The sequence below is a fragment of the Burkholderia sp. Bp9140 genome, from assembly GCF_003853425.1.
GTDB lineage: Bacteria > Pseudomonadota > Gammaproteobacteria > Burkholderiales > Burkholderiaceae > Burkholderia.
This window is the reverse complement of the sequence record NZ_QTPQ01000005.1, coordinates 1-22,768: the sequence shown is the minus strand read 5'-3', so window position 1 is coordinate 22,768 and position 22,768 is coordinate 1. Positions and strand designations below refer to the sequence as shown.

19 protein-coding genes, 1 tRNA gene and 1 riboswitch are annotated in these 22,768 nt (G+C 68.9%); of the genes, 4 read left to right on the top strand and 16 right to left on the bottom strand.

Annotation, left to right across the window (positions count from 1 at the left end; all coding sequences use genetic code 11):
• Positions 1–37: 37 nt before the first annotated feature.
• From DIE21_RS05780 to pepN, 6 genes are all read right to left on the bottom strand, one after another.
• Positions 38–250 (bottom strand): hypothetical protein, encoded by a 213-nt coding sequence (locus DIE21_RS05780; RefSeq protein WP_124496790.1) that lies wholly within the window; start codon positions 248–250, stop codon positions 38–40.
• Positions 247–1,992: an FAD-dependent oxidoreductase gene (locus tag DIE21_RS05775; protein WP_124496789.1), complete on the bottom strand. Its 1,746-nt coding sequence runs from the start codon at positions 1,990–1,992 to the stop codon at positions 247–249. The genes DIE21_RS05780 and DIE21_RS05775 overlap by 4 nt, the downstream gene beginning before the upstream one ends.
• Positions 1,993–2,168: 176 nt before the next feature.
• Positions 2,169–2,978, bottom strand: a complete 810-nt coding sequence (locus tag DIE21_RS05770) for a LuxR C-terminal-related transcriptional regulator (RefSeq protein WP_124496788.1) — start codon at positions 2,976–2,978, stop codon at positions 2,169–2,171.
• A 185-nt stretch (positions 2,979–3,163) separates the two neighbouring features.
• Positions 3,164–3,239 (bottom strand) — tRNA-Thr (locus tag DIE21_RS05765).
• 207 nt (positions 3,240–3,446) lie between these two features.
• A complete protein-coding gene (locus DIE21_RS05760; RefSeq protein ID WP_124496787.1) occupies positions 3,447–4,460 on the bottom strand; it encodes a class 1 fructose-bisphosphatase in 1,014 nt (337 codons plus the stop codon).
• Between the two features lie 289 nt (positions 4,461–4,749).
• Positions 4,750–7,443 (bottom strand): aminopeptidase N, encoded by a 2,694-nt coding sequence (pepN, locus tag DIE21_RS05755; protein WP_124496786.1) that lies wholly within the window; start codon positions 7,441–7,443, stop codon positions 4,750–4,752.
• Positions 7,444–7,629: 186 nt separating this feature from the next.
• Here pepN and DIE21_RS05750 point away from each other — a divergent pair, with 186 nt between their 5' ends.
• A complete protein-coding gene (locus DIE21_RS05750; protein WP_124496785.1) occupies positions 7,630–8,334 on the top strand; it encodes a DUF4136 domain-containing protein in 705 nt (234 codons plus the stop codon).
• A gap of 57 nt (positions 8,335–8,391) precedes the next feature.
• Here DIE21_RS05750 and DIE21_RS05745 read toward each other — a convergent pair whose 3' ends face one another.
• The 8 genes from DIE21_RS05745 to DIE21_RS05705 all read right to left on the bottom strand — a co-directional run bounded on the left by DIE21_RS05745 (position 8,392) and on the right by DIE21_RS05705 (position 16,380).
• The gene (locus tag DIE21_RS05745; protein WP_124496784.1) at positions 8,392–8,964 is read right to left on the bottom strand and encodes a TMEM165/GDT1 family protein; all 573 of its coding nucleotides are present in this window, start codon (positions 8,962–8,964) and stop codon (positions 8,392–8,394) included.
• A gap of 78 nt (positions 8,965–9,042) precedes the next feature.
• Positions 9,043–9,180: riboswitch (yybP-ykoY riboswitch) on the bottom strand.
• Between the two features lie 95 nt (positions 9,181–9,275).
• The gene (gene guaD, locus DIE21_RS05735) at positions 9,276–10,592 is read right to left on the bottom strand and encodes a guanine deaminase (protein WP_124496783.1); all 1,317 of its coding nucleotides are present in this window, start codon (positions 10,590–10,592) and stop codon (positions 9,276–9,278) included.
• A gap of 16 nt (positions 10,593–10,608) precedes the next feature.
• Positions 10,609–10,971 (bottom strand): hypothetical protein, encoded by a 363-nt coding sequence (locus tag DIE21_RS05730; RefSeq protein WP_260432324.1) that lies wholly within the window; start codon positions 10,969–10,971, stop codon positions 10,609–10,611.
• Positions 10,972–10,998: 27 nt separating this feature from the next.
• The gene (locus DIE21_RS05725; RefSeq protein ID WP_124496782.1) at positions 10,999–12,024 is read right to left on the bottom strand and encodes an adenosine deaminase; all 1,026 of its coding nucleotides are present in this window, start codon (positions 12,022–12,024) and stop codon (positions 10,999–11,001) included.
• 18 nt (positions 12,025–12,042) lie between these two features.
• Positions 12,043–13,047, bottom strand: coding sequence for a xanthine dehydrogenase accessory protein XdhC (gene xdhC, locus DIE21_RS05720; RefSeq protein ID WP_124496781.1), 1,005 nt, complete (start codon positions 13,045–13,047; stop codon positions 12,043–12,045).
• 606 nt (positions 13,048–13,653) lie between these two features.
• Entirely contained in the window at positions 13,654–14,166 is a 513-nt protein-coding gene (locus DIE21_RS05715; RefSeq protein WP_124496780.1) for a disulfide bond formation protein B, read from the bottom strand.
• Between the two features lie 149 nt (positions 14,167–14,315).
• On the bottom strand, positions 14,316–15,692 hold the full coding sequence (locus DIE21_RS05710; protein WP_124496779.1) for an amidase: 1,377 nt from the start codon (positions 15,690–15,692) through the stop codon (positions 14,316–14,318).
• Between the two features lie 7 nt (positions 15,693–15,699).
• The gene (locus tag DIE21_RS05705) at positions 15,700–16,380 is read right to left on the bottom strand and encodes a GntR family transcriptional regulator (protein WP_124496778.1); all 681 of its coding nucleotides are present in this window, start codon (positions 16,378–16,380) and stop codon (positions 15,700–15,702) included.
• Positions 16,381–16,657: 277 nt separating this feature from the next.
• On the opposite strand from DIE21_RS05705, the gene DIE21_RS05700 reads away from it, so the two are divergent.
• Both DIE21_RS05700 and DIE21_RS05695 read left to right on the top strand, forming a co-directional pair.
• Positions 16,658–17,827, top strand: coding sequence for a gamma-glutamyl-gamma-aminobutyrate hydrolase family protein (locus DIE21_RS05700; protein ID WP_124496777.1), 1,170 nt, complete (start codon positions 16,658–16,660; stop codon positions 17,825–17,827).
• A gap of 165 nt (positions 17,828–17,992) precedes the next feature.
• Positions 17,993–18,646, top strand: a complete 654-nt coding sequence (locus DIE21_RS05695) for a DUF2968 domain-containing protein (protein WP_260432323.1) — start codon at positions 17,993–17,995, stop codon at positions 18,644–18,646.
• A gap of 297 nt (positions 18,647–18,943) precedes the next feature.
• Here DIE21_RS05695 and DIE21_RS05690 read toward each other — a convergent pair whose 3' ends face one another.
• Positions 18,944–20,782: a tetratricopeptide repeat protein gene (locus DIE21_RS05690; protein ID WP_409364617.1), complete on the bottom strand. Its 1,839-nt coding sequence runs from the start codon at positions 20,780–20,782 to the stop codon at positions 18,944–18,946.
• Between the two features lie 130 nt (positions 20,783–20,912).
• Between DIE21_RS05690 and DIE21_RS05685 the strand changes: the two genes are divergently transcribed.
• Positions 20,913–22,568: an FAD-dependent monooxygenase gene (locus DIE21_RS05685; RefSeq protein ID WP_124496774.1), complete on the top strand. Its 1,656-nt coding sequence runs from the start codon at positions 20,913–20,915 to the stop codon at positions 22,566–22,568.
• Between the two features lie 8 nt (positions 22,569–22,576).
• Here DIE21_RS05685 and DIE21_RS05680 read toward each other — a convergent pair.
• Positions 22,577–22,768: formate dehydrogenase subunit delta (locus tag DIE21_RS05680; RefSeq protein ID WP_124496773.1), on the bottom strand; the 192-nt coding region annotated here is incomplete at its 5' end.

Sequence of the window (22,768 nt, the reverse complement as noted above, 5' to 3'; positions counted from 1 at the left end):
AGGAAAGGATGGCGACCGCGCGGCGGTGCGTCGTGCGTCATTGTCCGTGCGACGGCGCCGGTGCGCGCGTATCTGGCAGGCCGTCGCCGGCGTCGGCAATCAGGCGGCCGACGGTCTGCGCATCGCCGATCGTCTCGATCGCCAGCAGCGCGAAGCGCGCGAGAAAGAGCGGGGTATCGGCTTCGCCGATACGGGTCATCGTGCGGCACAGATCGGTGTAGAGGGCGTCGCGTTCGGTGTCGGTCATCATGCGTTCTCCTGAAGATCGGCTGACGTGCGCGGGTGGAGCGCGCGTTCGAGTGCGGTGCTCAGGTCGGCGGCGCGTGCGTCGTGCCAGCGGCCGAGCACGTGTCCGTCCGGACGCACGAGGTAGACGGTGCCGTCGCGCGCACCGTACAGGTCGAATAACCGGCCGTCTGCATCGTAGCCGCCGCATCCCGTCTGTTGCGGTGCCGCGTGCCGCGCGAGCGTAACCAGCGTGAACGGTATGCCGGCGTCGTGCAGGCGCCGCGCGAGATCGGCGAACGACGGATCGGGTGCGCCGTCGCGGGTGAAGCGGAATGCCGTGAAGCACGGGCCGACGAGATCGGTCAGGTGGCCGCGACGCGCGCCGTCGGCGTTGCCGATGTCGCGCGACGCCTGCAGCATCAGTGGACATTCCGCGAGTACCGTGCCGGGCGCCGGCCCGGCCGAAAATGCATCGCGCTTGGGTGCATTGAGCGGCGACGCCGTGTACGCGATCGCCGACGTCTGGCGCGGATTGATCAGCGAACGCAACGCCGGATGCCGGACCGCGAGCGTGAGCACGGCCTTGCGCATCAGGTCGAACGCGAACGACGGCGGCGCCATGAACTCGGTGCTCTTGGTGCCGTAGCGCAGGTTCTCGTGCGTCGCGAACACGCGTTCGTCCGAATAGCTGTCGAGCAGCGCGTCCGACGCGAGGCCGCGCATCACGTACGCCAGTTTCCACGCGACATTGTCGGCGTCGTCGATGCCCGAATTCGCGCCGCGCACGCCGAAGATCGGCACGAGGTGCGCGGCGTCGCCGCAGAACAACACGCGGCCGTGACGGTAGCGTTCGAGCGTCAGCGCGTTCGCCTTGTAGATCGTGATCCAGATCGGCGACCAGTCGCCGCGCTCGCCCATCATGTCGAGCAGGTTCTGTACGCGCGGGAGCACGTTCTCGGGCTTCACGGCCGCTTCGGGATCCTCGTCGTCGCGCAGCTGGTAGTCGATCCGCCATACGTTGTCGGGCTGCTTGTGGACGAGCACCGTCGAGCCGGGGTTCGACGCCGGGTCGAAATACGCGAGCCGTTCGGTCGGACGGTCGCTGTCGAGCGCGATGTCGACGATCACGTAGCGGCCTTCGTAGCGGGTTCCTTGCAGCGACAGGCCGAGCGCATCGCGCATCGTGCTGCGCCCGCCGTCGCTCGCGACGATCCAGTCGGCATCGAGTGCGTAGCCGCCGAGCGGCGTATCGACGTCCAGCCGCACGCTGTCCGGGTGCCGCGTGACGCCGGCGACTTTCGTCTGCCAGCGGATCTCGATGAGCCCGGGGCGGCGCAGCGCGGCATCGAGCAGGAACTGCTCGATGTGATACTGCGCGAGGTTCACCATCGGCGGCAGCTTCTGGTTCTCGTCCTGCGGCATCGTGAAATGCAGCACTTCGTCGCGACGATGGAAGCTGCGTCCGCCGCTCCACGGCAGCCCGACGCGCATGAAGCTGTCGAGCGCGCCGAGCCGCTCGATGATCTCGAGGCTGCGTCGCGAGATGCAGATCGCGCGGCTGCCGTGGCAGACCGAATCGTCTGCTTCGAGCAGCACGCTGCGGATGCCGTGGTTGGCGAGGCCGAGTGCGACGGCGAGGCCCACCGGCCCGCCGCCGACGATCGCGACGCGGTGCCGCTGCGTATCGACACCGTCGCTGCAGGTCGGCAGGTGCGCGGGATGACGCGCGGCGACGAAAGGATATGGCTTGAACTCGATGCCCATCGTTGGCTTCCAGGTTGCACTGATCGGACGCGCACGCTCGACGACGCGATGCGTGCGGGCAGGTTGGATGCAGTATGGAAGCCGCGCCGGACACCGCTGTCCCCATTCCGGGTACAGCGAACGGCTGGCGGCGGGCCGGGATTTACCCCGACGCGTTCAGGATCGGCCAGCGCCGTTCACGGCTGCAGGCACAGCGCAAACAGCTGGCGCTGGCTCGAGATGCCGAGACGCCGGAACGCGCGCTTCTGGTAGGTGACGACGCTCGATGCCTTCACGCCGATCGTGTCGCCGATCTCCTGCGCGGTCTGGCCTTCGAGCACGCCGCGCAGCACGTCGAGTTCGCGCTTGGACAGGGTCGGGCATGCGCCGCGCAGCCGCGCGAGCATCAGTTGCGGGATGCCGATCTGCGTCGAGCCCGCGAGCGCGTAGTGATGCTGCGCAGCCTGCGTGATCAGCGGCGCGAGCGTTTCGATGGCCGCTATTTCGCGCGGCTGGAATGCGCCGCTGCGATGCGCGCGATACAGGTTGATCGACAGCCAGGTCGAGTCGTTCGGCTGCATCAGCAGCGCGAGCCGATCGGATACGTCGGGGCCGCGGTAGCAGGCCGCGCGATACGCGTCATGACCGATCTCGTCGCCGGTCTGCTGATGCAGCAGCACGTCGCGGCGCTGTGTGCCGCGACCGGCGGCCGAGACGATCTTCTGGTTGCCGTCGAGCGCATAGAAATGTCGCGCGTAGGTGTCGGCGACATCGCGCAGGTAGCGGCCGCCGCGATGATCGGCGACCGACACGGTGCGCGGCCGGTTGCCGAACTCGTACGCGAAGATCGTGCACTGCGTGACGGACAGCGCATCGTCGAACAGCTTCAGGATTTCCGCGGCGAACGCGTTCGGCTCGCTGCCGCCGATCGCGGCGACGAGACCGGTCGCGCGGAACACGTCCAGTTGTCCGCCGAGGTTCGGTCGATCGAGACGCCAGGTGCGCATGATGCAGGGGGAGGGCAGGGTGGTCCGGCGATTGTAGTCGGCGGCGCGCGGCGCGGGAGTCGGGAGATGCCCGCAAGTGAAAACGACGGGGCGGGCGCACGATTTCGTGTATCGGAAAGCGTGGAGAAACGTGGCCGGAAAAGAGAAAAGGCCTGGCAAGCGATGCTTGTCAGGCCTTTATATCTTGGTGCCGGAGATAGGAGTCGAACCTACGACCTTCGCATTACGAATGCGCTGCTCTACCAACTGAGCTACACCGGCAGCAGAGAAATGAAATTATATGGTGAAATCCGAAATCTTGGCAATAGGTTTTGCGAATTTTTTTCAGCTTCCTGCTGCTGCTTCGCGAACCCTCGATCCGGCGGACTTCCCGCTTTCACTTCACTGCGATGCGGCCTGTCAGGGCCACATCGCGAAGGCGCGATTGTACTGACGTCTCGCACCTCCGTCCAGTGCTGCAGTGCAAATTTATTGGCCTTCGTTGTGATAGCCGGTCACGCGCTCGACTTCGTTCTTCGAACCGAGGAACACCGGCACGCGCTGGTGCAGGCCGGTCGGCTGCACTTCCATGATGCGCTGCGTGCCCGTGGTCGCGGCGCCGCCCGCCTGTTCGACGATGAACGACATCGGGTTCGCTTCGTACATCAGGCGCAGCTTGCCCGGACGATCGGGCGTGCGCTTGTCGGCCGGGTACATGAAGATGCCGCCGCGGTTCAGGATCCGGTGCACGTCGGCCACCATCGACGCGATCCAGCGCATGTTGAAGTTGTCGCCGCGCGGGCCTTCCTTGCCGGCGTTCAGCTCGTCGACATAGCGCTGGACCGGCTCGTACCAGTGGCGGGCGTTCGATGCGTTGATCGCGTATTCGCGCGTATCGGCCGGGATCTGCATGTTGCTTTGCGTGAGCACCCACGAGCCGACTTCGCGGTCGAGCGTGAAGCAGTTCACGCCGTTGCCGGTCGTCAGCACGAACACGGTCTGCGGGCCGTACACCGCGTAGCCGGCCGCGACCTGCTCCGTGCCCGGCTGCAGGAACGATTCCTCGGTGGCCTGCTTGCCGTCCGGGCAGCGCAGCACCGAGAAGATCGTGCCGATCGACACGTTCACGTCGATGTTCGACGAGCCGTCGAGCGGGTCGAACACGAGCAGGTATTCGCCGCGCGGATAGTTCGCGGGGATCGGGAAGAACGTTTCCATTTCCTCCGACGCCATCGCGGCGAGGTTGCCGCCCCATTCGTTCGCGTCGAGCAGGATCTCGTTCGACAGGATGTCGAGCTTCTTCTGCACTTCGCCCTGGACGTTCTCGCTGCCGGCGGTACCGAGTGCATCGCCGAGCGCGCCCTTCGACACGTTGTAGCTGATCGCCTTGCACGCGCGGGCGACGACTTCGATCAGCAGGCGGAGGTCGGCGGGGAGGTTGTTGGTCTCACGCTGCTGCTCGATCAGGAACTTGGACAGCGTGGTGCGGCGGGCAATGGACATGACAGACTCCGAAAGGCCAAAGAATCCTTGAATTGCCGCAATTTTACCCGGCGCGCCTGCCGGCCCGTCGCCTTTTTTCGTCCGGTTACATGGCCGGGCGGCCGATTCGGCCGGGTTGCGGCGTGCGCCGCAGCCGGGATTCGTGCCGTCGCGGCCGGAAATCACGGCGTTCGAGCTGCCGTCGGGCCCTGACCCCGACCACGCTTGCGGCAACAAAAAAAGCCGGCGCCGCAACGGGGCGGCGCCGGCTTCGTTGCGCGCGAGCGCGAGGCGAAGCGCGTGCGTGACGTTACGCGAGCGCCTTCTCGACAATCTCGCGCACGTCGCGCGATTTCGCGCCGGCCGCGACCTGCTCGAGCGCTTCGCGCATCCGGTCGCGCAGCGCCGGCGTGAAGCGGCGCCACAGTTCGAGCGAGCGGGCGAGGCGTGCGGCGACCTGCGGGTTGATCGCGTCGAGCGCGAGCACCTGCTCGGCCCAGAACGCGTAGCCCGAACCGTCCGCCGCGTGGAATTGCGCCGGGTTCGCCGCGCAGAAGCTGAAGATCAGCGAGCGTGCGCGGTTCGGGTTCTTGAGGTTGAACGCGGGGTGGGCCATCAGCGTGCGGACCTTCGCGAGCGTCGGCTGGGCGGACGTGCCGCGCTGCGCGGCCTGCATCGCGAACCACTTGTCGATCACGAGCGCTTCCTTCTCGAAGCGACGGTAGAAGTCGTCGAGCGCACGCGTGGCCGCGTCGTTCGCGCCCGAGGCCGCGGCGGACAGCAGTGCGCCGAGCGCGGCGGCGCGATCGGTCATGTTGTTCGCCGCGTCGTACTGCGCGGTCGCGATGCGCACGGCGTCGGCCGGATCCTCGAGTTCGGCGAGATACGCGAGCGCGAGGTTCTTCAGCGCGCGGCGGCCGGACGCTTCGGGCGTCGGCTCGTACGCGCCCGGCGTCTGGTGCTGCTCGTACGCGGCGAGCCACTCGGCGCGCAGCGCGGCCGCAAGCCGGCGGCGCACGAACTGGCGTGCGCGATGCACGGCGGCCGGATCGGCTTCCGCCATCTGGTCGGCCAGGTAGGTTTCCGACGGCAGCGTCAGCGCGAGTTCGCGGAACGCGGGAGACAGGTTTTCGTCGGTCAGCACGCGGCGGAACGCGGCGACGAAGTGCTCGCCGAGCGTGAGCGGTTCGTTCGCGGCGGCGCGCGTGGCGAGCGTCAGCAGCGCGCGCGTCGCGAGCCGCTGGCCGGCTTCCCAGCGGTTGAACGGGTCGCTGTCGTGCGCGAGCAGGAATGCGAGATCGTCTTCACTGTAGTCGTACTCGACGATCACCGGTGCCGAGAAATTGCGCAGCAGCGACGGCAGAGGCTGTTCCGGCACGTCGACGAACGTGAAGGTCTGTTCGGTGTCGGTGAAGTCGAGCACGCGCGTCGTGCCCGACGCGGCGGCTTCGCCGTCGAGGCGCAACGGCAGGTCGCGGCCGTCGCGGCCAATCAGGCCGATCGCGAACGGGATCAGCAGCGGCCCCTGTTGCGTCTCGCGCGCCGCCGGCGACGCGTCGCCGTAGCCCTGCGCGAGCGTGACCGCGTAGCGGCGCGCATCCGCGTCGTACGCGGTGCGCACCGACACGCGCGGCGTGCCGGCCTGACTGTACCAGCGCTCGAACTGCGCGAGATCGCGTCCGTTCGCGTCGGCCATCGCGTGACGGAAGTCGTCGCACGTCACCGCGTGACCGTCGTGGCGCTTGAAGTACAGGTCCATCCCCTTGCGGAACCCGTCGCGGCCGAACAGCGTCTGGTACATCCGCACGACTTCCGAGCCTTTCTCGTACACGGTCATCGTGTAGAAGTTGTTGATCTCGACGTAGCTTTCCGGACGTACCGGATGCGCCATCGGGCCCGCGTCCTCGGCGAACTGCAACTGGCGCAGCACGCGCACGTCCTCGATGCGCTTGACCGCGCGCGCCGCCGATGCGACGTCGTCGCCCGCGGCCATGTCGGCCGAGAACTCCTGGTCGCGGAACACCGTCAGGCCTTCCTTCAGGCTCAGCTGGAACCAGTCGCGGCAGGTCACGCGGTTGCCGGTCCAGTTGTGGAAGTACTCGTGGCCGACCACCGACTCGATGTTCGCGAAGTCGGTGTCGGTCGCGGTCTCGGGGTTCGCCAGCACGTACTTCGTGTTGAAGATGTTGAGCCCCTTGTTCTCCATCGCGCCCATGTTGAAGTCGCCGACCGCGACGATCATGAAGCGGTCGAGATCGAGCTCGAGACCGAAGCGCTTCTCGTCCCATCGGATCGAGTGGACCAGCGAATCCATCGCGTGACGGGTCTTGTCGAGATCGGCCGGTTCGACCCACACCTGCAGCAGCTTTTCCTTGCCGGAGCCGGACGTGATCTTCTCCTCGATCGCGACGAGCTTGCCCGCGACGAGCGCGAACAGGTAGCTCGGCTTGCGGAAAGGGTCTTCCCATTTCGCGAAGTGGCGGCCGTCGGGCAGCTCGCCCGAGTCGACCAGGTTGCCGTTCGACAGCAGCACCGGATACGCGGCCAGGTCGGCGCGCAGCGTGACGGTGTACGACGCCATCACGTCGGGGCGGTCGAGGAAGTAGGTAATGCGGCGAAAGCCTTCGGCCTCGCACTGCGTGAAGAAGTTGCCGCTCGATACGTAGAGGCCCGACAGCGTCGTGTTCTGGTCCGGCGTGCACGCGCTGTCGAGCGTGAGTTCGAACGCGTCGGGCACGTTTTCGACGGTCAGCCCGTGTTCGTGTGCGCGCACCGCACCGTACGGCGCGCCGTCGAGCTGCGCGCCGAGGAATTCGAGCGCTTCGCCCATCAGCTCCAGATGCGGGGTGGGCACCGCATCCGGATTGCGGCGCACGCGCATCGTATTCCTGACGATCGTGCGGGCCGGCGCGAGATCGAATTCGAGTGCGACGGAATCGATGAGGAAGGCCGGCGGCGTATAGTCGGCGCGGCGGATCACGGTGGAGGAGGCGTTGTCGGACATGGTCGTCGAGATCGGTGGAGTGGGGATCGGGCCCGCTGCGCGGGCCGGGTGAACCGGGCCATTGTACAAAGGCTTGCGGCCGCGTGCCGGGCGAACTTTTTACCGGTTCCGGCAGTCCGCGTATTATCGGCATCCCGTGCGGTTCGCGTGGTGCGACGAACGGGTGACGGATCGACGAGGATCGACATGAAACGTGAATGGATTCAACGCGGTGCGGGCTGGACGGCGGTGCTGTGCGTGGCGCTGCTGACGGGCTGCACCAGCTACGTGACGACGCAGGTCACGGCCTTCTCCGACTGGAGCGGCAGCGACGCGACACGCACTTACGCTTTCACGCGCACGGATGCGCAGAAGCACAGCATCGAGCAGTCGACCTACGAGCCGATCGTCTCGAACGAGCTGTCCGCGTATGCGTTCCGGCAGGTGCCGGCCACGCAGGCGCGCTATCTGGTCGGGCTGGCCTACGGGGTCGGCAGCGATCTGGTGACGGTGCCGCAGCCGGTCTACTACGATCCGTGGTTCATGGGGCCGGGGCCGTACTGGCGGGGCGGGCCGTGGGGCCCGTGGGGGCCCTGGGGGCCGATGCCGGCCGGCTACGTCGCGCAGACCTATCAGGTCTTCGACTACACGCTCGGCATCCGGATTACCGAGCGCGCGACCGGCAAGGAGGTCTATAACGTGACCGCGCGCACTACCGGCGACAACGGCGCGCTGCTTTATGCGATGCCGTTCCTCGCACGCAGCGCGCTCGCCGATTTCCCGTTGGCGAACGGCGCGATCCGCACGGTGCGGCTGCCGGTCGACAAGCGCGGCGGGCCGGCTGCGCCGCCGGCCGCCAACGAGCGAGCGGTGCCGGCCGTGCCGGCATCGGGCGCGGCGGTCGCGAAGTAACGCGCCATCTCGTCACCGGCGCGGCCGTCTGGCCGCGCCGCCTGTTGCCTGCCTGCGTCAGGCCCCGACGCCCAGCAGCGCCAGCGCGCCCAGCACGACGAACAGCGCGGCCGCGATGCCGTGCACCAGCTTCGTCGGCAGGCAGTGCGCGAAACGGTCGCCCAGCAGGATCGCGGGCACGTTCGCGAGCATCATCCCGAAGGTCGTGCCGGCCACCACGCCGATGTAGTCCTGGAAGCGCGCGGCGAGCGCGACGGTCGCGATCTGCGTCTTGTCGCCCATTTCCGCGAGGAAGAACGCGACGAGCGTCGCGCCGAACACGCCGAGCCGCGAGCGGTTCGTGTTGGCTTCGTCGGCATCGAGCTTGTCCGGTACGAGGATCCACAACCCCATCGCGATGAACGAGAACGCGAGCGCCCAGCGCATGATCGACGGCGTGACGAGTACCCCCAGCCATTCGCCGAGCGCACCGGCGAGGCCATGGTTCACGAGCGTCGCGACGAGCACGCCGAGAATGATCGGCATGGGCTTGCGATAGCGCGCGGCCAGCACGAGGGACAGCAGTTGGGTCTTGTCGCCGATTTCAGCGAGGGCGACGGCGCCGGTGGAGATCAGGAAGGCTTGGGACACGTACGGGGTTCCACGGGCCGGTGTTGTGCGTGCGAGCGACGATCCGCCGCGCGCCGGGCCCTGATGCGGCGCGCAGTGAACCATCGGTCTCGCCAGGCCTCGGTGGCTGCATCCGCCATGGCCGAACGGCCAAGTCTGTTGACGGACGCCCCCGTCACGATGCGCGCCGGGGGCGCGGGACATCGAGCGGAGCGGCTACTCCCCAATGAGCGGCGAATTCTAGCACGGCGCGTGCCGTGCGCGGTGCGGATTCGGCGGCCCGGCATGCGCTGCAGCGCACGCCGGAGCAGGGTGAGGCAAACGCGCGTGAGTTACGCGGCGGCGCGGCGTGCGGCGCCGCGCTCGTGCACGAGCCGGCCGGCCGCGTACGTGCGGTACACGGCGCGGTCGTCGCCGAGCAGCGCGAACGCGAACAGCAGTTCCTCGAGCGACTCCGCGCGCTTCGTGCGGCGCGCGAGCAGCGGCGTGGCCTGCGGGTCGAGCACGACGAAGTCGGCTTCGGTGCGCGGCGCGAGCGTGCCGACCGTGTCGGCGAGATCGAGCGCCTGCGCGGCGCCGGCCGTCGCGAGCCAGAACATCCGCGTGGCGGTCAGATGGTGGCCCGACAGCCGCGCGACCTTGTGCGCCTCGTTCATCGTCTGCAGCATCGAGAACGACGTGCCGCCGCCGACGTCGGTCGCGAGCGTGACGGGCACGTCGTATTCGCCGGCCTTGTCGAAGTCGAACAGCCCGCTGCCGAGGAAGAAGTTCGACGTCGGGCAGTGCGCGACGACAGTGCGCGTCTCGGCCATCCGGCGGCGGTCCTCGTCGTCGAGGTGGATGCAGTGGCCGTATACCGCGCGCGGCCGCAGCAGCCCGTAGTGGTCGTAGATGTCGAGATAGCTGCGGTGCCCGGGGAACAGCTCGGCCACCCATTTCACTTCATCGACGTTTTCCGCGACATGGCTTTGCACGAACACGTCCGGATGGCGGCGCGCGAGTTCGCTGCACGCCTCGAGCTGCGCCTCGGTGGACGTCGGCGCGAAGCGCGGCGTGAGCGCGTACATCTGGCGGCCGTTGCCGTGCCAGCGGTCGATCAGCTCGGCGCTGTCGTCATAGCCCGATTGCGCGGTGTCGCGCAGGAACTCGGGGCAGTTGCGGTCCATCAGCACCTTGCCCGCGATCATCCGCAGGTCGCGCGCGTCGCTCGCCGCGAACAGCGCGTCGGCCGACTGCTTGTGCACGGTGCAGTAGACGAGCGCGCTCGTCGTGCCGCAGGCGAGCAGTTCGTCGACAAAGAAGTCGGCGACCTCGCGCGCATGCTCCGGATCGCCGAACTGGCGCTCGGTCGGGAACGTGTACTTGTCGAGCCACGGCAGTAGGCCGGGGGCCGGCGACGCGATCATGTCGGTCTGCGGATAGTGGATGTGCGTGTCGATGAAGCCGGGCACGATCAGCTTGTCGCGCAGGTCGTGGACGACCGCGTCGCGCGCGAGCGTCGCGGCGAGCCGCGCATGCGGGCCGGCCGCGACGACCTTGCCGTCGTCGACGATCAGGAGGCCGTCGGTCTCGTGGATCGCGGCCTGGCTCGACTGTGCCGGGTCGCCGTTGAAGGTCAGCAGCTGGGAACGGAAAGCGGTTTGCGTCATGACGAATGGTCCTGCATCAAGGTGAGGCGAACAGAAGAAAACGGTCGGCGCCGCGCGGGCGACGGCATGGAGGGCGCTGCCCGCGCATGCGCGATGGCGGGGGCGCCGCGGCAAGCGCGCACGCGAGCGTGGCGGCCGCAGCCGCCATCGCTGGGTGGCCGGCAGGCAGCGCCGCGACGGCGGGCGCAATCGCGACCGGCGCGGCAGCGCGCTGCATGACGAACCGCAACGACAGGCTTCGGCGCGCGACGACGCACGACGCCGTCGCCGCGCGGGCGACCGGCGCGATGCCGGCGTGCATGGGCCGCGCACGCATGCGGCCAGCGCGGCGCAGGGCCGGACCGGTCGTCGCGAAGCGGATGTCGTTGCGGTGTTTCATCTGTCTAGCGAACCTCGATGCCGGCCGTCACGCGGCCTGCCAGTACGTATCGAGACGCGCGATCAGCGCATCGCGCTGCGCCGCGTCGACGAACGACGCCTCGAAGCCGTTGCGGATCACCGCGTGCACTTCGGCGTCCGTCAGTTGCAGTCCGTCGACCGTCGCGAAGTAGTTGTCGTTGACGTAGCCGCCGAAGTAGGCCGGATCGTCGGAGTTGATCGTTACCGCGACACCGCGATCGAGCAGCGCCTTCAGCGTGTGCTTCGCCATGTCGTCGAACACGCACAGCTTCAGGTTCGACAGCGGGCACACGGTCAGCGCCGTGCGCGTGCGCGCGAGGCGTTCGACGAGCGCCGCGTCCTCGATGCTGCGCACGCCGTGGTCGATCCGGTCGACCTTCAGCACGTCGAGCGCTTCGTGGATGTAGGCCGGCGGGCCTTCCTCGCCGGCATGCGCGACGAGCTTCAGCCCGAGCGCGCGCGCCTTCTCGAACACGCGCGCGAACTTCGTCGGCGGATGGCCGAGCTCGGACGAGTCGAGGCCGACGCCGATCAGCCGATGGCGATAGCGTTCGAACAGCGGCAACGCGGATTCGAACGTCGCGAGCGCGTCCTCTTCGGACAGGTGGCGCAGGAAACACAGGATCAGCTTGCTCGACAGCCCGCGCTGCTCGGCATCGGCGAGCGCGCGGTCGATGCCGGCCACCACCGTTTCGATCGGCACGCCGCGTTCGGTGTGCGTCTGCGGGTCGAAGAACAGTTCAGTGTGGACGACGTTGTCGGCGAGCGCGCGCTCGCAGTACGCGGCCGTCATGTCGTAGAAATCCTGCTCGGTCAGCAGCACGCTCGCGCCGGCGTAGTAGATGTCGAGGAACGACTGCAGGTCGGTGAACGCGTAAGCGGCGCGCAGCGCGTCGATCGACTCGTACGCGAGCTTCACGCCGTTGCGCTGCGCGAGCGCGAAAATCAGTTCGGGCTCGAGCGAGCCTTCGATATGGATGTGCAGCTCCGCTTTCGGAGCGCGGGCAATCTTGTCCTTGAATGTCGGGGTCATGGCGTTGTTCTTGGTCGGTCAGAATGTTGGGGAAGCCTGCGCGGACGCGTTTGCCTCGACGGCCTGCAGCAATTGCGCAGCCACCGAGATTGCGATCACTTCGGGCGCCTTGTCGATGATGCCTTCGACGCCGATCGGGCAGCGCATCCGCGCGACCTGGGCCGGGTCGATGCCGATCGCTGCCAGCCGATGATCGAACTGCACGCGTTTGGTGTGCGAGCCGGTCATCCCGAAGTACGCATAGTCGCCGCGCCGCAGGATGCGCTCGGCCAGCACGAAGTCGAGCGTGTGATCGTGCGTCATCACGACGAAGTACGCGTGCGGCGGCGCCGTGTCGACGGCATCGGCCGGGCTGGCGACCGCGTCGATCGCGAGATTGCCGATCCCGGCGAGTGCCTCGGCCGGCGGGAACACCGCATCGGGCCCGTCGATCCAGCGCACGTGGCACGGTAGCGTCGCCAGGATCTTCACGAGCGCGGTGCCGATGTGTCCGGCGCCGAACAGCACGACCGGGAACGCATACGGCGCGATCGTTTCGGTCATCAGCGACACGCCGCCGGTTTCCCACAGCAGGCAATCGGCACGCGCGGCGGGCGATTCGGGCTCGCTCAGCAATGGCACACCCGGCGAGGGGCCGAATGATACGCTACGCACGGTCGCGGCGCCGGCCGCGACGCGCTTCGCGAGCGACATGATCCAGCCGAGGTCGCCGACGTCGAGCCGCTCGAACGCGAGCACGACCGCGCCGCCGCAGCACTGGCCGAGGCTCGGGCCGAGCGCGAGCCGTTCGAGCCTGCGCGCGTGGGGCACGTGCGCGCCGTCCTTCAGCAGATGCCGCGCGATCTCGATCGCCTTCCATTCCAGATGGCCGCCGCCGATTGTATGGCGGGCCGTGTCGCGCGTGACGAGCATCTTGGTGCCGGCCTCGCGCGGCGCGGAGCCGTCGGTATGCGCGACCGTCACGAGCACGGCCGCTTCGCCGTGCGCGAGCAGTTGCTGCAGATCGCCAAGCCAGGCTTCCATCAGCACGCTCCGTTCGGGGCGACGCGGCACGACGCGCGGTGCGGGCGGGCGGGCGTGGCGGCAGCGAGGACGGATGGGAGCGAGGCGGGCCTGCCGCACGACTGATGCCGTGCGGTGGCCGTGCGCCGAAGGCGCGCGCGAACGACGCCGCGGGATGCGCGGACGCCATGAGGGTGACGGATGCGGATGGTTTGCGTTGTCATGATGAATCCAGTCGACATTGCGGATCGGGCGCGCGTTACGCTGGAGGTGAGACCGCCTGGCCTCGCGCACGTAGATCGCCATCCAGTCGCGAAGATAGCACCGCAAAGCGACGGGAACATTGCCGGGCGGTGATCCGGGCTATCAGACAGCGATCATGTCGATCATAGGCCCGCCGCGCGGGATCGGGGCGCCGATGCGCACGCATCGGGCCGAAACGCTTGCGCGGCGGGGCGTGCGCGCGGATGTCGCGCGATGCGCGTTCGCCCGGAAATCCGGGCTGCGGCGGCGGTAGGTGTTTACGCGCGGCCGGCAGGGTGCGGCCGCGCGGGGACGTTGCCGGCGCAGGCGGGCGGTGCGGCTTCGCGGCCTCGACCGGTCGGCCGGACCGCGTGGCGCGGCCGGTCAGCCTGCCAGCTTGCGGCGATGGCGCCAGAGGCTCGAGACGACGGCAACCAGGATCACGGCGAAGCCGATCAGCGCCCAGCCGGGCAGCAGGATGCCGAAAATCGGCGGGTAGACCGTCTCGCACAGGCCGGCGACCTTGAACATGCCGGGGAACCACTGGGCGGGCGGCAGGCTGTCGACGATCGGCTGCAGCGTGTCGAAGCCGCAGCTGAAGCCCGGATTCATCTGGATCGACAGATGGCGCGCCGCCGTGCCGACGCCGCCGGCCGCGGCGATCGCGATCAGCAGTTCGAGCACCCAGATGCCGCGCCAGTTGCGCATTCCGGCGGCGAGGAACGCGAAGATGCCGATCGCCGCGAAGAAGTAGCGCTGGATGATGCACAGCGGGCATGGGTCCTCGTTCTTCACGTACTGCAGGTACAGCGCGCCGGCCAGCAGGGCGATGCACACCCAGCCGAGCAGCATCAGCAGGCGGCGTTCACGGCGGAGGGCGAGCGTGGTGTCGTTCATGTCGGCGGGATTCCTGTCGTTGGTCGGTCCGAGAAACAATCGCGCGATTTTAGCGCGAACGATCTGGCACGAAACTGACAGCGCGCGTGCGGCACCACGCCGCAGCCGCTTCGTCCGCTCCATCGCCCGCCGTCATTGCGCGGGTGCGCTCAGCGGATCGTGTTCAGCACGGCCTCGACTGCCTGGCCGATCGCGAGCAGCGCGTCGTCGCGTTGCGGCGCGGCCGCGAGCATCAGGCCGACCGGCGCCGCGTCGCGCGGATGGCAGGGCAGCGACAGCGCACATGCGTCGAGGAAGTTGAACGCGCTCGGGTTGCGCAGGATCAGCGCATTGGTGCGCGTGAACACGGCGTCGTCCGCTTCGAGTTCCGCGATGCGCGGCGGCACGACGGGCACGGTCGGCGCGACGAGCGCGTCGAAGCGCGCCCAGACCGTGTGCGCCGCTTCGTCCAGCATCGCGTGGCGGGCGGCGAGCAGGTCGAGATAGTCGGCCGCGCTCGCCGGCTCGCCCTTCAGGATGCGCGACAGCACGCGCGGGTCGTATTGGTCGCGGTGCTGCGCGAGCAGCGGGCGATGCCACGCGTACGCCTCGATCGGCGAGAAGCCGAAGCGGTTGATGTCCGGCAGCCGGTCGAGCGCGGAAAAGCGTACTTCCTTGACGATCGCGCCGGCGGCTTCGAGATGCTTCAGCGATGCGTCGAGCGCGGCGGCGACGTCCGCGTCGACGCCGTCCGTCACATAGTTGGTCAGCACGCCGAGCCGCACGCCTTCGAGCGGCCGCGTTGCAGGCACGTGCGGCTCGAGGCCCGCGAGCATCCGGTCGACGAGCGCGCAGCACGCAACCGTCAGGCCGATCGGGCCGAACGAGTCGAGCGTCGTCGACAGCGGCACGCCGCCTTGCGTCGGAATCCGGCTCGCGGTCGGCTTGAAGCCCGTGAGCCCGCACAGCGCGGCCGGAATCCGGATCGAGCCGCCGGTGTCGGTGCCGAGCGCAACGGCCGCCATCCCGTCGGCGACGGACGCGGCCGCGCCGGACGACGAGCCGCCGGCAATCCGCGCGTCGCCCGGTACGTCGCGGCGGTATGGCGAGCGCGGCGTGCCGAAGTGCGGATTCAGGCCGAGCCCCGAGAACGCGAACTCGCTCATGTTGGTGCGGCCGACCAGCACCGCGCCCGCACGCTTGAGCCGCGCCACGGCGACCGCATCCGCCTGCGCGGGCGGCGCGCCGTCGAGCACGCGCGAACCGGCGCGCGTCACCTGGCCCGCGACGTCGAACAGGTCCTTCACCGACACGGGGATGCCCGCGAGCGGCGACAGCACGGTGCCCGCGGCACGCAGGCGATCGTGCGCGTCGGCGGCTGCGCGCGCGTTGTCGGCGTCGACTTCGGTGAAGACGGCCGCGCCCTGGCCCGACGGATCGGCGATTCGTTCGAGCGCGACGTCGACGAGCGCGCGGCTCGTGGTCCGGCCGGCGGAGAGGTCGGCGGCGAGCTGGGCGAGCGGGGGGAAGGGCGTGAAAGTGGTCATGGGCGGCTCAGGGGCGAAGCTGTTGGACAAGGGTGGCGCGAAACGAATCGATATGGCGTTCGACGGCCGCGCGCGCGCCGGCGGCGTCGCGCGCGGACAGCCGCTCGAACAGTTCGCGGTGTTCGCGCTGGACGTCGGACAGGTGGTGCGGTTCGGACAGCGTGACGAACCAGAAGCGCAGCGAGCGTTCGTGCAGCGCGCGCAGGATCTCCGCGAGCACCGTATTGCGCGCCGCCGCGGCGATCGCCTGATGAAGCGCGCGGTCGAGTTCCATCATGCCCTCGACGTCGTGCGTGTCGACGCACGACTGCCCGTCGTCGAGCAGCACGGCGATGCGGGCGAGATCGTCGGGCGTCGCGTGGCGGGCGGCGAGTTCGACGCAGTGCGCTTCGTTGATGCGCCGCACCTCGATCACCGCGACGATGTCGTCGAGCGACAGCGGCTGCACCAGCAGCCCCTTGCGCGGCATCACGGACAGCAGCCCTTCGAGCACCAGCCGGTGCACGGCCTGATGGACGGGCGTGCGGCCGATGCCGGTGCGTGCGACGAGGTCGGCTTCGTTGAGCGCGGCGCCGGGCTTCAGGCGCATCGTGATGATGTCGCGCTGGATCAACGCGTACGCGCGGTCGGCGAGGCTGAGCGTCGATGCGGCGGGCCGGCTTTGCGGCGCGTCTGTCAGCGCGTTCATGCGGACGGCGGCGCGGTGGCCGGACGGGGCACGATCATGGCGGGGCGATCGGGAAGCGTGGATGATTCGTGGATATTATTGTGATATATCAGCGATGTCCAGTCAGCTTCCCGATCTCGGGAAGCAGCAGAACAGGGCCGGCGACGCGTTCGGTGCGGGATGCGACAGCTTGCAACAATATCGACAGGATGTTGCAGGTTTACCGCGCGATCGTGCGCTGACGCATAATGAATCCTCGTCAATCCAATACGCGCGAGCGACGTACCAGACCATCGTCATGAGCGAAAACACGTCTTCCCCGGCCGGTCTGCCCGGCACCTCATCCGCTTCTTCCTATTCCCCCCGTTTCGATCCGGCGAACACGCCCGCCGCGCAGGCTGCCGCTGCGCAGCACGTCGCTGCGGACGGCGCATCGACGGTCACGGCCGCGTCCGAGCCGGGCGCGCCGGGTGCCGCCGTCGACGGTGTTGCAGCGTCGCCGAAACCCGGCGCACCGCCGCCCGGCTTCGGCGCGCAGCCCGATTTCGAGACGCCGCGACCGCCGCCCGCGAGCGCGCAGAATGCGCCGCCGGCTTACCTGAAACAAAGCGACACGCCGTGGTCGGTGTTCGGCCGGATTGTGGCGGCGCGCGCGCGCCGGCTGTTCGACCGCGCCGGCCAGCGGATCACGCAGCGCACGCTGCGCATCGGCGTGTCGGCGCGGATCTTCCATCCGGAGCCGGGCGCGAAGGGGCTGCGCGGCAAGACGCTGCAATATCTCGAGGAATCGATCGCGCACTGGGTGATGTCGCGCGACGTGCTCGTGTTCATGATTCCGACCGTCGGTCACCAGGGCATGCTGCACCCGAGCAACATCCGTCTGCGCGATTACGCGAAGCATCTCGACGGCCTGCTGCTGCAAGGCGGCGCCGACGTGTCGCCGCAAACCTACGCGGCGTCGGATGCGCACCCCGAATGGCCGGGCGACCGCGTGCGCGACATGTACGAGCTCGAGCTGTTCCACGAGTTCGTCGAGTCCGGCAAGCCGGTGCTCGGCGTGTGCCGCGGCGCCCAGCTGATCAACGTCGCGTTCGGCGGGTCACTGTACCAGGACATCGCGACCGACGTGCCGACCGCGAATGCGCACGTGAGCGAGCATTACGACCAGCATCGCCACGCGATCCGCTTCCCCGACTCGTCGACGCTCGCGAGCATGTTTCCCGGGCGAAGCGAAGCGATCGTCAACTCGATCCACCATCAGGCGATCCGCGATCTCGGCCGCGATCTGAACATCGAGGCCGTGTCGGCCGGCGACGGGATCATCGAGGGCATCCGCTACCGGCGTGCGCCGTTCGTCGTCGGCGTGCAATGGCACCCGGAGTTTCATCGCGCGGGCGGCTCGGAACTGCTCGACTGCACGCCGCTGCTCGATGCATTCCTGCGGGCGGCGCGCGAAACCCGCCTGTAGCCGGCGCTTGCACTGCCGCGCAGGCAGGCCGGCCGCATCCCGTTAATTTCGAGATGCGGCCGTTTCCTTTTGAACGATAATCGCGACTCCCGATTCGTTCGCCGGAGTCTGACGTTGGCCTGCCGATATTTTTCCCTTGCACGATGCGCAACCTGGATCGTTGCGATGGCCGCCTGCGCGCATGCGGGCGCCGCGTGGTCCGCCGACGCGAGCGCGCCCGTCGCGGGCACCCGCCCCGCGGTGACGAGCCTGAGCGGCGATACCGCGCCCGCGACGTCGGCGTCGGCCGCAACCGCGACGGACGCCGCCGCGCAAGGCAATGTGGCCGAACTCACGCGGATGCTGCACGACGGCCGGATCGTCGAGATGCGCACCACCTACAACGGCAGCTACGGCGCGAGCCTGATGTTCGATTCGCGCGAGATGACGTATTACGTCGCGCTGTTCCAGGACAAGCATCTGTGGCGCGTGATCCGGTCGCAGGAGAAGAACCGCGCGGAGATGGTGTACGCGAACTTCGTCCAGCAGACGGCGCAGCTTGCGGACGTCGAGATCCGTCGCACCGAACTTCAGGCGCAGAAGACGTTCCTCGAACGCGTGATCGGGCTGCAGGCGAATCGCGCGCAGCAACTGCAGGCCGATCTGAGCGTCGCGCGCAGCCAGCAGGCCGAGGTGGCGCAGCGGCAGAAGTCGGCGCAGGAGCAGACGCAGGCGCTGCAGGTCGAGAAGCGGGCGGCGCAGATGCAGTTGCGCGATCTGCAGGAGCAGGTGCGGCAACTCGAGCGGCAGGCCGAAACGGGGTTGCCCGCGCACAAGTAATCTTGTATCGATCCAGCGGGATCGAGATGAACGAAACCCGGCGAAGCAGGCTTCGCCGGGTTTTTTATTGGGTGGGCGTCAGCAGGGGAACGTGCCGGGTGCGTCGATCGGGCGGCGGTGCGACGGTTGCGACGAGCGGTTGAAGTGAGCCGCGGGCGCATCCGCCGCCCGTACAGGGGCGATCGGTCGATCAGAGCGATCGGGTTCTGATCCGCCTGTCGGGATGATTCGTCCGAGCCGAATGCGGCGACGGCAACCGCGGGCCCGGTCCAAGGCAACTGTTGGCTTCGCGTGGCTTCAGGCGTCGCGCAACGCGCACGCGACCGTCGCCGCCACGTCGAGCCACTGTCCCGGTGCGGACTGCCGGGCGAGCCTGGCGTGCGGATACCAAGGGCAGTCGTCTCCGGTGAACCAGCGCCAGTCGGATGCGAACGGCAGCATGATCCACAGCGGCTTGCCGAGCGCGCCCGCGAGGTGCGCGACCGCCGTATCGATCGTGACGACGCCGTCGAGCCGTGCGATCAGCGCGGCCGTGTCGGCGAAGTCGTTCAGCCGCCCGTCGAGGCGATGCACGCGCGGATGCGCGTCGACGCGCGCCTGTTCATCGTCGTCGAGCGCCGGCTGCAGCACGACCCAGTCGATGTCCGGCAGCGCGAGCAGCGGCGCGAGCGCGTCGAACGGCATCGAGCGGTTTTCCTGCGCCTGCCGGCGCCCCGACCACGCGAGACCGAACTTGCGCTTCGACTGCCCGCCGAGCGAGCCGCGAAAGCGCCGGTGCGCGCTGTCCGGCGCATCGAGGTAACGCTCGCCCGCGACGATGTCGGCCGGCTGCAGACCGAGCAGGAAAGGCAGGCTCATCAACGTGCACGCGACGTCCGCCGCCGGCGGCTTCGCGGCGCCCTGTGCGACGAGCGTCACGCGCCAGCGCGTCGCGGCAGGTGCGAGCAGCGCGACGAGTTCCGGCTGCACTTCGAGCACGACGCGCGCGCAGCGCGCGCGGGCCAGCGGCACGAAGCGGACGAACTGCAGCGTGTCGCCGAAGCCCTGTTCCGCACGGATCAGCAGCGTGCGCGACGCAATCGGCTCGCCTTGCCAGCGCGGCAGCGTGCCGAGCGGCGTCGCGCCCGGCGTGTCGTGGCGCGTTTCGTACGCGGGCAGGCCGCGTGTGAAGTCGCCCAGCGTCAGCAGCGTGACGGCGCGGTGCAGTTGCGCGAGTTTCAGGTCGGGGGCGACGCGCAGCGCCTGGTCGAACGCGCGCAGCGCCATCTCGTGCGCACCGAGTGCGTGATGCGCATTGCCGAGGTTCAGCCACGCGAGACTGAACGCCGGATCGAGGCCGACCGCGCGTTCGTAGTAGGGCAGCGCTTCGCGCTGGCGTGCCTGCGCGCACAGCGCGTTTGCGAGCCCGAACAGGGCGAGCGGGAACGGCGGGTGCAGCGCGAGCGCGGCCTCGAACGCCGCCGCGGCTTCACTGTGACGGCCGAGCGCCTCGAACGTGTTGCCGAGATTGAAATGCGCGGCGACGAAACGCGGCTGCGCGGCGATCGCCGCCTGGAAGTGCGCGATCGCGTCGTCGGCCCGGCCCATCGCGTTCAGCGCCATCGCGAGATTGTTGTGCGCGCCGGCATGTCCGGGACGCAGCTCGAGCGCGCGATGGAATGCGGCGATCGCGTCGTCGTGACGGCCGAGCGCATTCAGCGCGTTGCCGAGGTTGTTGTGGATCGACGCATCGTCGGGCGTGAGCCGAAGTGCGCGGCCGAACGCGTCGACGGCATCCTCGTGGCGCTGCAGCGCCGCATACGCGTTGCCGAGGTTGTAGTGCGCGAGCGGAAATTCGGGCGCGAGCGTCAGCGCGTTGCGAAACCGGTCGATCGCTTCGTCGAGCCGGCCGAGCGCCTTCAGCGCGTTGCCGAGATTGAGCTGCAGCGCGGCGTCGCCCGGGCGCAGCTCGACCGCACGCCCGACGAGATCGGCTGCCTCGGCATGCTGGCCCTGCTGATGCCGCAGCACGCCGAACAGATGCAGCGCGTCGGCGTCGGCGGGATTGGAGGCGAGTGCGGTGCGATAGCCGTGCTCGGCCTCGGCGAGGCGGCCCGCGCGGTGCGCGGCATACGCTCGGTCGAATGCGGAATCCATGACGCGAAAACTGGCGGAAAGCGCGTATTTTCCCACATTGCGCGCGGGTACCCCGGATCGGCCGGTCAGCATATGGCCCCGTCACGCAGAGCGGCGTAGACTTGCAGGATCGCGTGTCATCGAGGCTCTCATGGCTGACACACTGCTCGATATCCCGCCCGTGCTGATCGTCGGCGCAGGCCCGACCGGCCTTGCCGCTGCGATGAGTCTCGCGCGTGCCCGCGTGCCGGTGCGCATCATCGACCGGCTCACCACGCCCGCACCGTATTCGCGTGCGATCGGCATTCAGGCGCGCACGCTCGAACTGCTGGAGCAGCATCGCGCGGTCGAACCGTTTCTCGTGCTGGGGCATCGCGCGCATGCGGCCGCGTTGCATGCGGACGGCCGCGTGATCGCGCGGCTCGATTTCGATCCGCTGCAAACGCGCTATCCGTATCTGCTGTTTCTCGACCAGAGCATCACCGAGCGGCTGCTCGCCGAGCACCTGGCCGGGCTCGGCGTGACGGTCGAACGCGGCGTCACGCTGACCGCGTGCGACGCCGGCGGTACATCGCTCGACGTGACGATCCGCGGCGCCGACGGTCGTGAACAATCGTTCGCGCCGTCGTACCTGATCGCCGCCGACGGCGCACATAGCACGGTGCGCCATCTGCTTGGCCTCGGCTTCGCCGGGCAAGCGTTCGAGCAGACCTTTCTGCTCGCCGATTTCGCGGCGATACCCGACTGGCCGGACGAGGAGATCCACCTGTTCACGACGCCCGACGGCATCGCCGGGCTGTTCCCGATGGGCGGCGGCCGCTACCGGCTCGTCGCCGACCGGCCGCCCGAAGGCGACGCATCGCCCGATGCGCCGCCTCCGTCGCTCGCGGAATGCGAGGCGATCGTGCGCGCCCGCGTCGGTGCGTCGATCGCGCCGAGCGACCTCGCGTGGTCGTCGTATTTCCACCTGCATAGCAGGATGGTCGACCGGCTGCGTCACGGGCGCGTGTTCTTCGCGGGCGACGCCGCGCACGTTCACAGTCCGGCCGGCGCGCAAGGCATGAACACGGGCATCCAGGAAGCGTTCAATCTCGGCTGGAAGCTCGCGCGCGTGCTTGGCGCGGGCACGCCGGACCGGCTGCTCGACACGTATCACGCGGAGCGCCATCCGATCGAGCGCGACGTATTGCGGCAGACCGGCCTCGTCACGCAGATCGTCGAAGCCGACCATGGCGCGATGAAGCTTCTGCGCGATCATGTCGTGCCGCTGCTGGCGTCGTTCGGGCCGGTGCGCGACGCGGTGCGGCGCACCGTCAGCGAGCTCGGCGTGCAATACCGGAAAAGCCCGCTCACGCTCGAACGCGTGCTCGACGGCGGGCCGCGCGCGGGCGAGCGTGCGCCCGATGCACTCGTGCATGTGGTCGACGGGCCGCTCGGCCGGGCGCCGGGAACCGCGCGGCTATACGATCTGCACGACCCGGCGAGCTTTACGCTGCTGCTGCTCGAGGAGCCGGCAAGTGTCGACACGGGCGATACGAGCGACGTGCCGCCGATGCCCGCGGATGCGCAGACGCTTGCGCAGGGGCTGGCGCGAATCATGCCGGGCGCCGTGCGGACGTGGCGTGTCGCCGATGCCGAAAGCGACGGTGCGGAAGGGCTTGCGCAGGCATACGGCCGCTCGAGGCCGTCGTTCTACCTGCTGCGGCCTGACGGTTACATCGCGGCGCGCGGCCGCACCGCCACTGACGCGACCGCGCTGCTGCGCCACTGCGAAAGCTGGTTCGCGGGCATGTCGGTGCCCGCGTAGCGGGGCGCTCAGGCGGGAGCTGCGGCCGGCACGAGCGATGCACGGTGCGCGGCGATCGCGTCGCGCACGATCGGCGCGGCGCGTCGTGCGGCTTCGCTCGACGGATCGTCGAGCGAAGCGAGAAGCGCACGCCGCATCCGCGGCTCCCAGAAGCGCCGGATATGCTCGGCGATTCCGGCCAGCGCTTCTTCGCGATCGGG

What these genes read in the sequence shown, in the direction of transcription:
- DIE21_RS05715 (WP_124496780.1), bottom strand. Translation starts at nt 14,166, where the DNA reads ATGAACGACACCACGCTCGCCCTCCGCCGTGAACGCCGCCTGCTGATG.
- DIE21_RS05685 (WP_124496774.1), top strand. Translation starts at nt 20,913, where the DNA reads ATGGCTGACACACTGCTCGATATCCCGCCCGTGCTGATCGTCGGCGCA.
- guaD (WP_124496783.1), bottom strand. Translation starts at nt 10,592, where the DNA reads ATGACGCAAACCGCTTTCCGTTCCCAGCTGCTGACCTTCAACGGCGAC.
- DIE21_RS05700 (WP_124496777.1), top strand. Translation starts at nt 16,658, where the DNA reads ATGAGCGAAAACACGTCTTCCCCGGCCGGTCTGCCCGGCACCTCATCC.
- DIE21_RS05705 (WP_124496778.1), bottom strand. Translation starts at nt 16,380, where the DNA reads ATGAACGCGCTGACAGACGCGCCGCAAAGCCGGCCCGCCGCATCGACG.
- DIE21_RS05780 (WP_124496790.1), bottom strand. Translation starts at nt 250, where the DNA reads ATGATGACCGACACCGAACGCGACGCCCTCTACACCGATCTGTGCCGC.
- xdhC (WP_124496781.1), bottom strand. Translation starts at nt 13,047, where the DNA reads ATGGAAGCCTGGCTTGGCGATCTGCAGCAACTGCTCGCGCACGGCGAA.
- DIE21_RS05690 (WP_409364617.1), bottom strand. Translation starts at nt 20,782, where the DNA reads ATGGATTCCGCATTCGACCGAGCGTATGCCGCGCACCGCGCGGGCCGC.
- DIE21_RS05695 (WP_260432323.1), top strand. Translation starts at nt 17,993, where the DNA reads ATGGCCGCCTGCGCGCATGCGGGCGCCGCGTGGTCCGCCGACGCGAGC.
- DIE21_RS05775 (WP_124496789.1), bottom strand. Translation starts at nt 1,992, where the DNA reads ATGGGCATCGAGTTCAAGCCATATCCTTTCGTCGCCGCGCGTCATCCC.
- DIE21_RS05725 (WP_124496782.1), bottom strand. Translation starts at nt 12,024, where the DNA reads ATGACCCCGACATTCAAGGACAAGATTGCCCGCGCTCCGAAAGCGGAG.
- DIE21_RS05760 (WP_124496787.1), bottom strand. Translation starts at nt 4,460, where the DNA reads ATGTCCATTGCCCGCCGCACCACGCTGTCCAAGTTCCTGATCGAGCAG.
- DIE21_RS05710 (WP_124496779.1), bottom strand. Translation starts at nt 15,692, where the DNA reads ATGACCACTTTCACGCCCTTCCCCCCGCTCGCCCAGCTCGCCGCCGAC.
- DIE21_RS05750 (WP_124496785.1), top strand. Translation starts at nt 7,630, where the DNA reads ATGAAACGTGAATGGATTCAACGCGGTGCGGGCTGGACGGCGGTGCTG.
- pepN (WP_124496786.1), bottom strand. Translation starts at nt 7,443, where the DNA reads ATGTCCGACAACGCCTCCTCCACCGTGATCCGCCGCGCCGACTATACG.
- DIE21_RS05730 (WP_260432324.1), bottom strand. Translation starts at nt 10,971, where the DNA reads ATGAAACACCGCAACGACATCCGCTTCGCGACGACCGGTCCGGCCCTG.
- DIE21_RS05770 (WP_124496788.1), bottom strand. Translation starts at nt 2,978, where the DNA reads ATGCGCACCTGGCGTCTCGATCGACCGAACCTCGGCGGACAACTGGAC.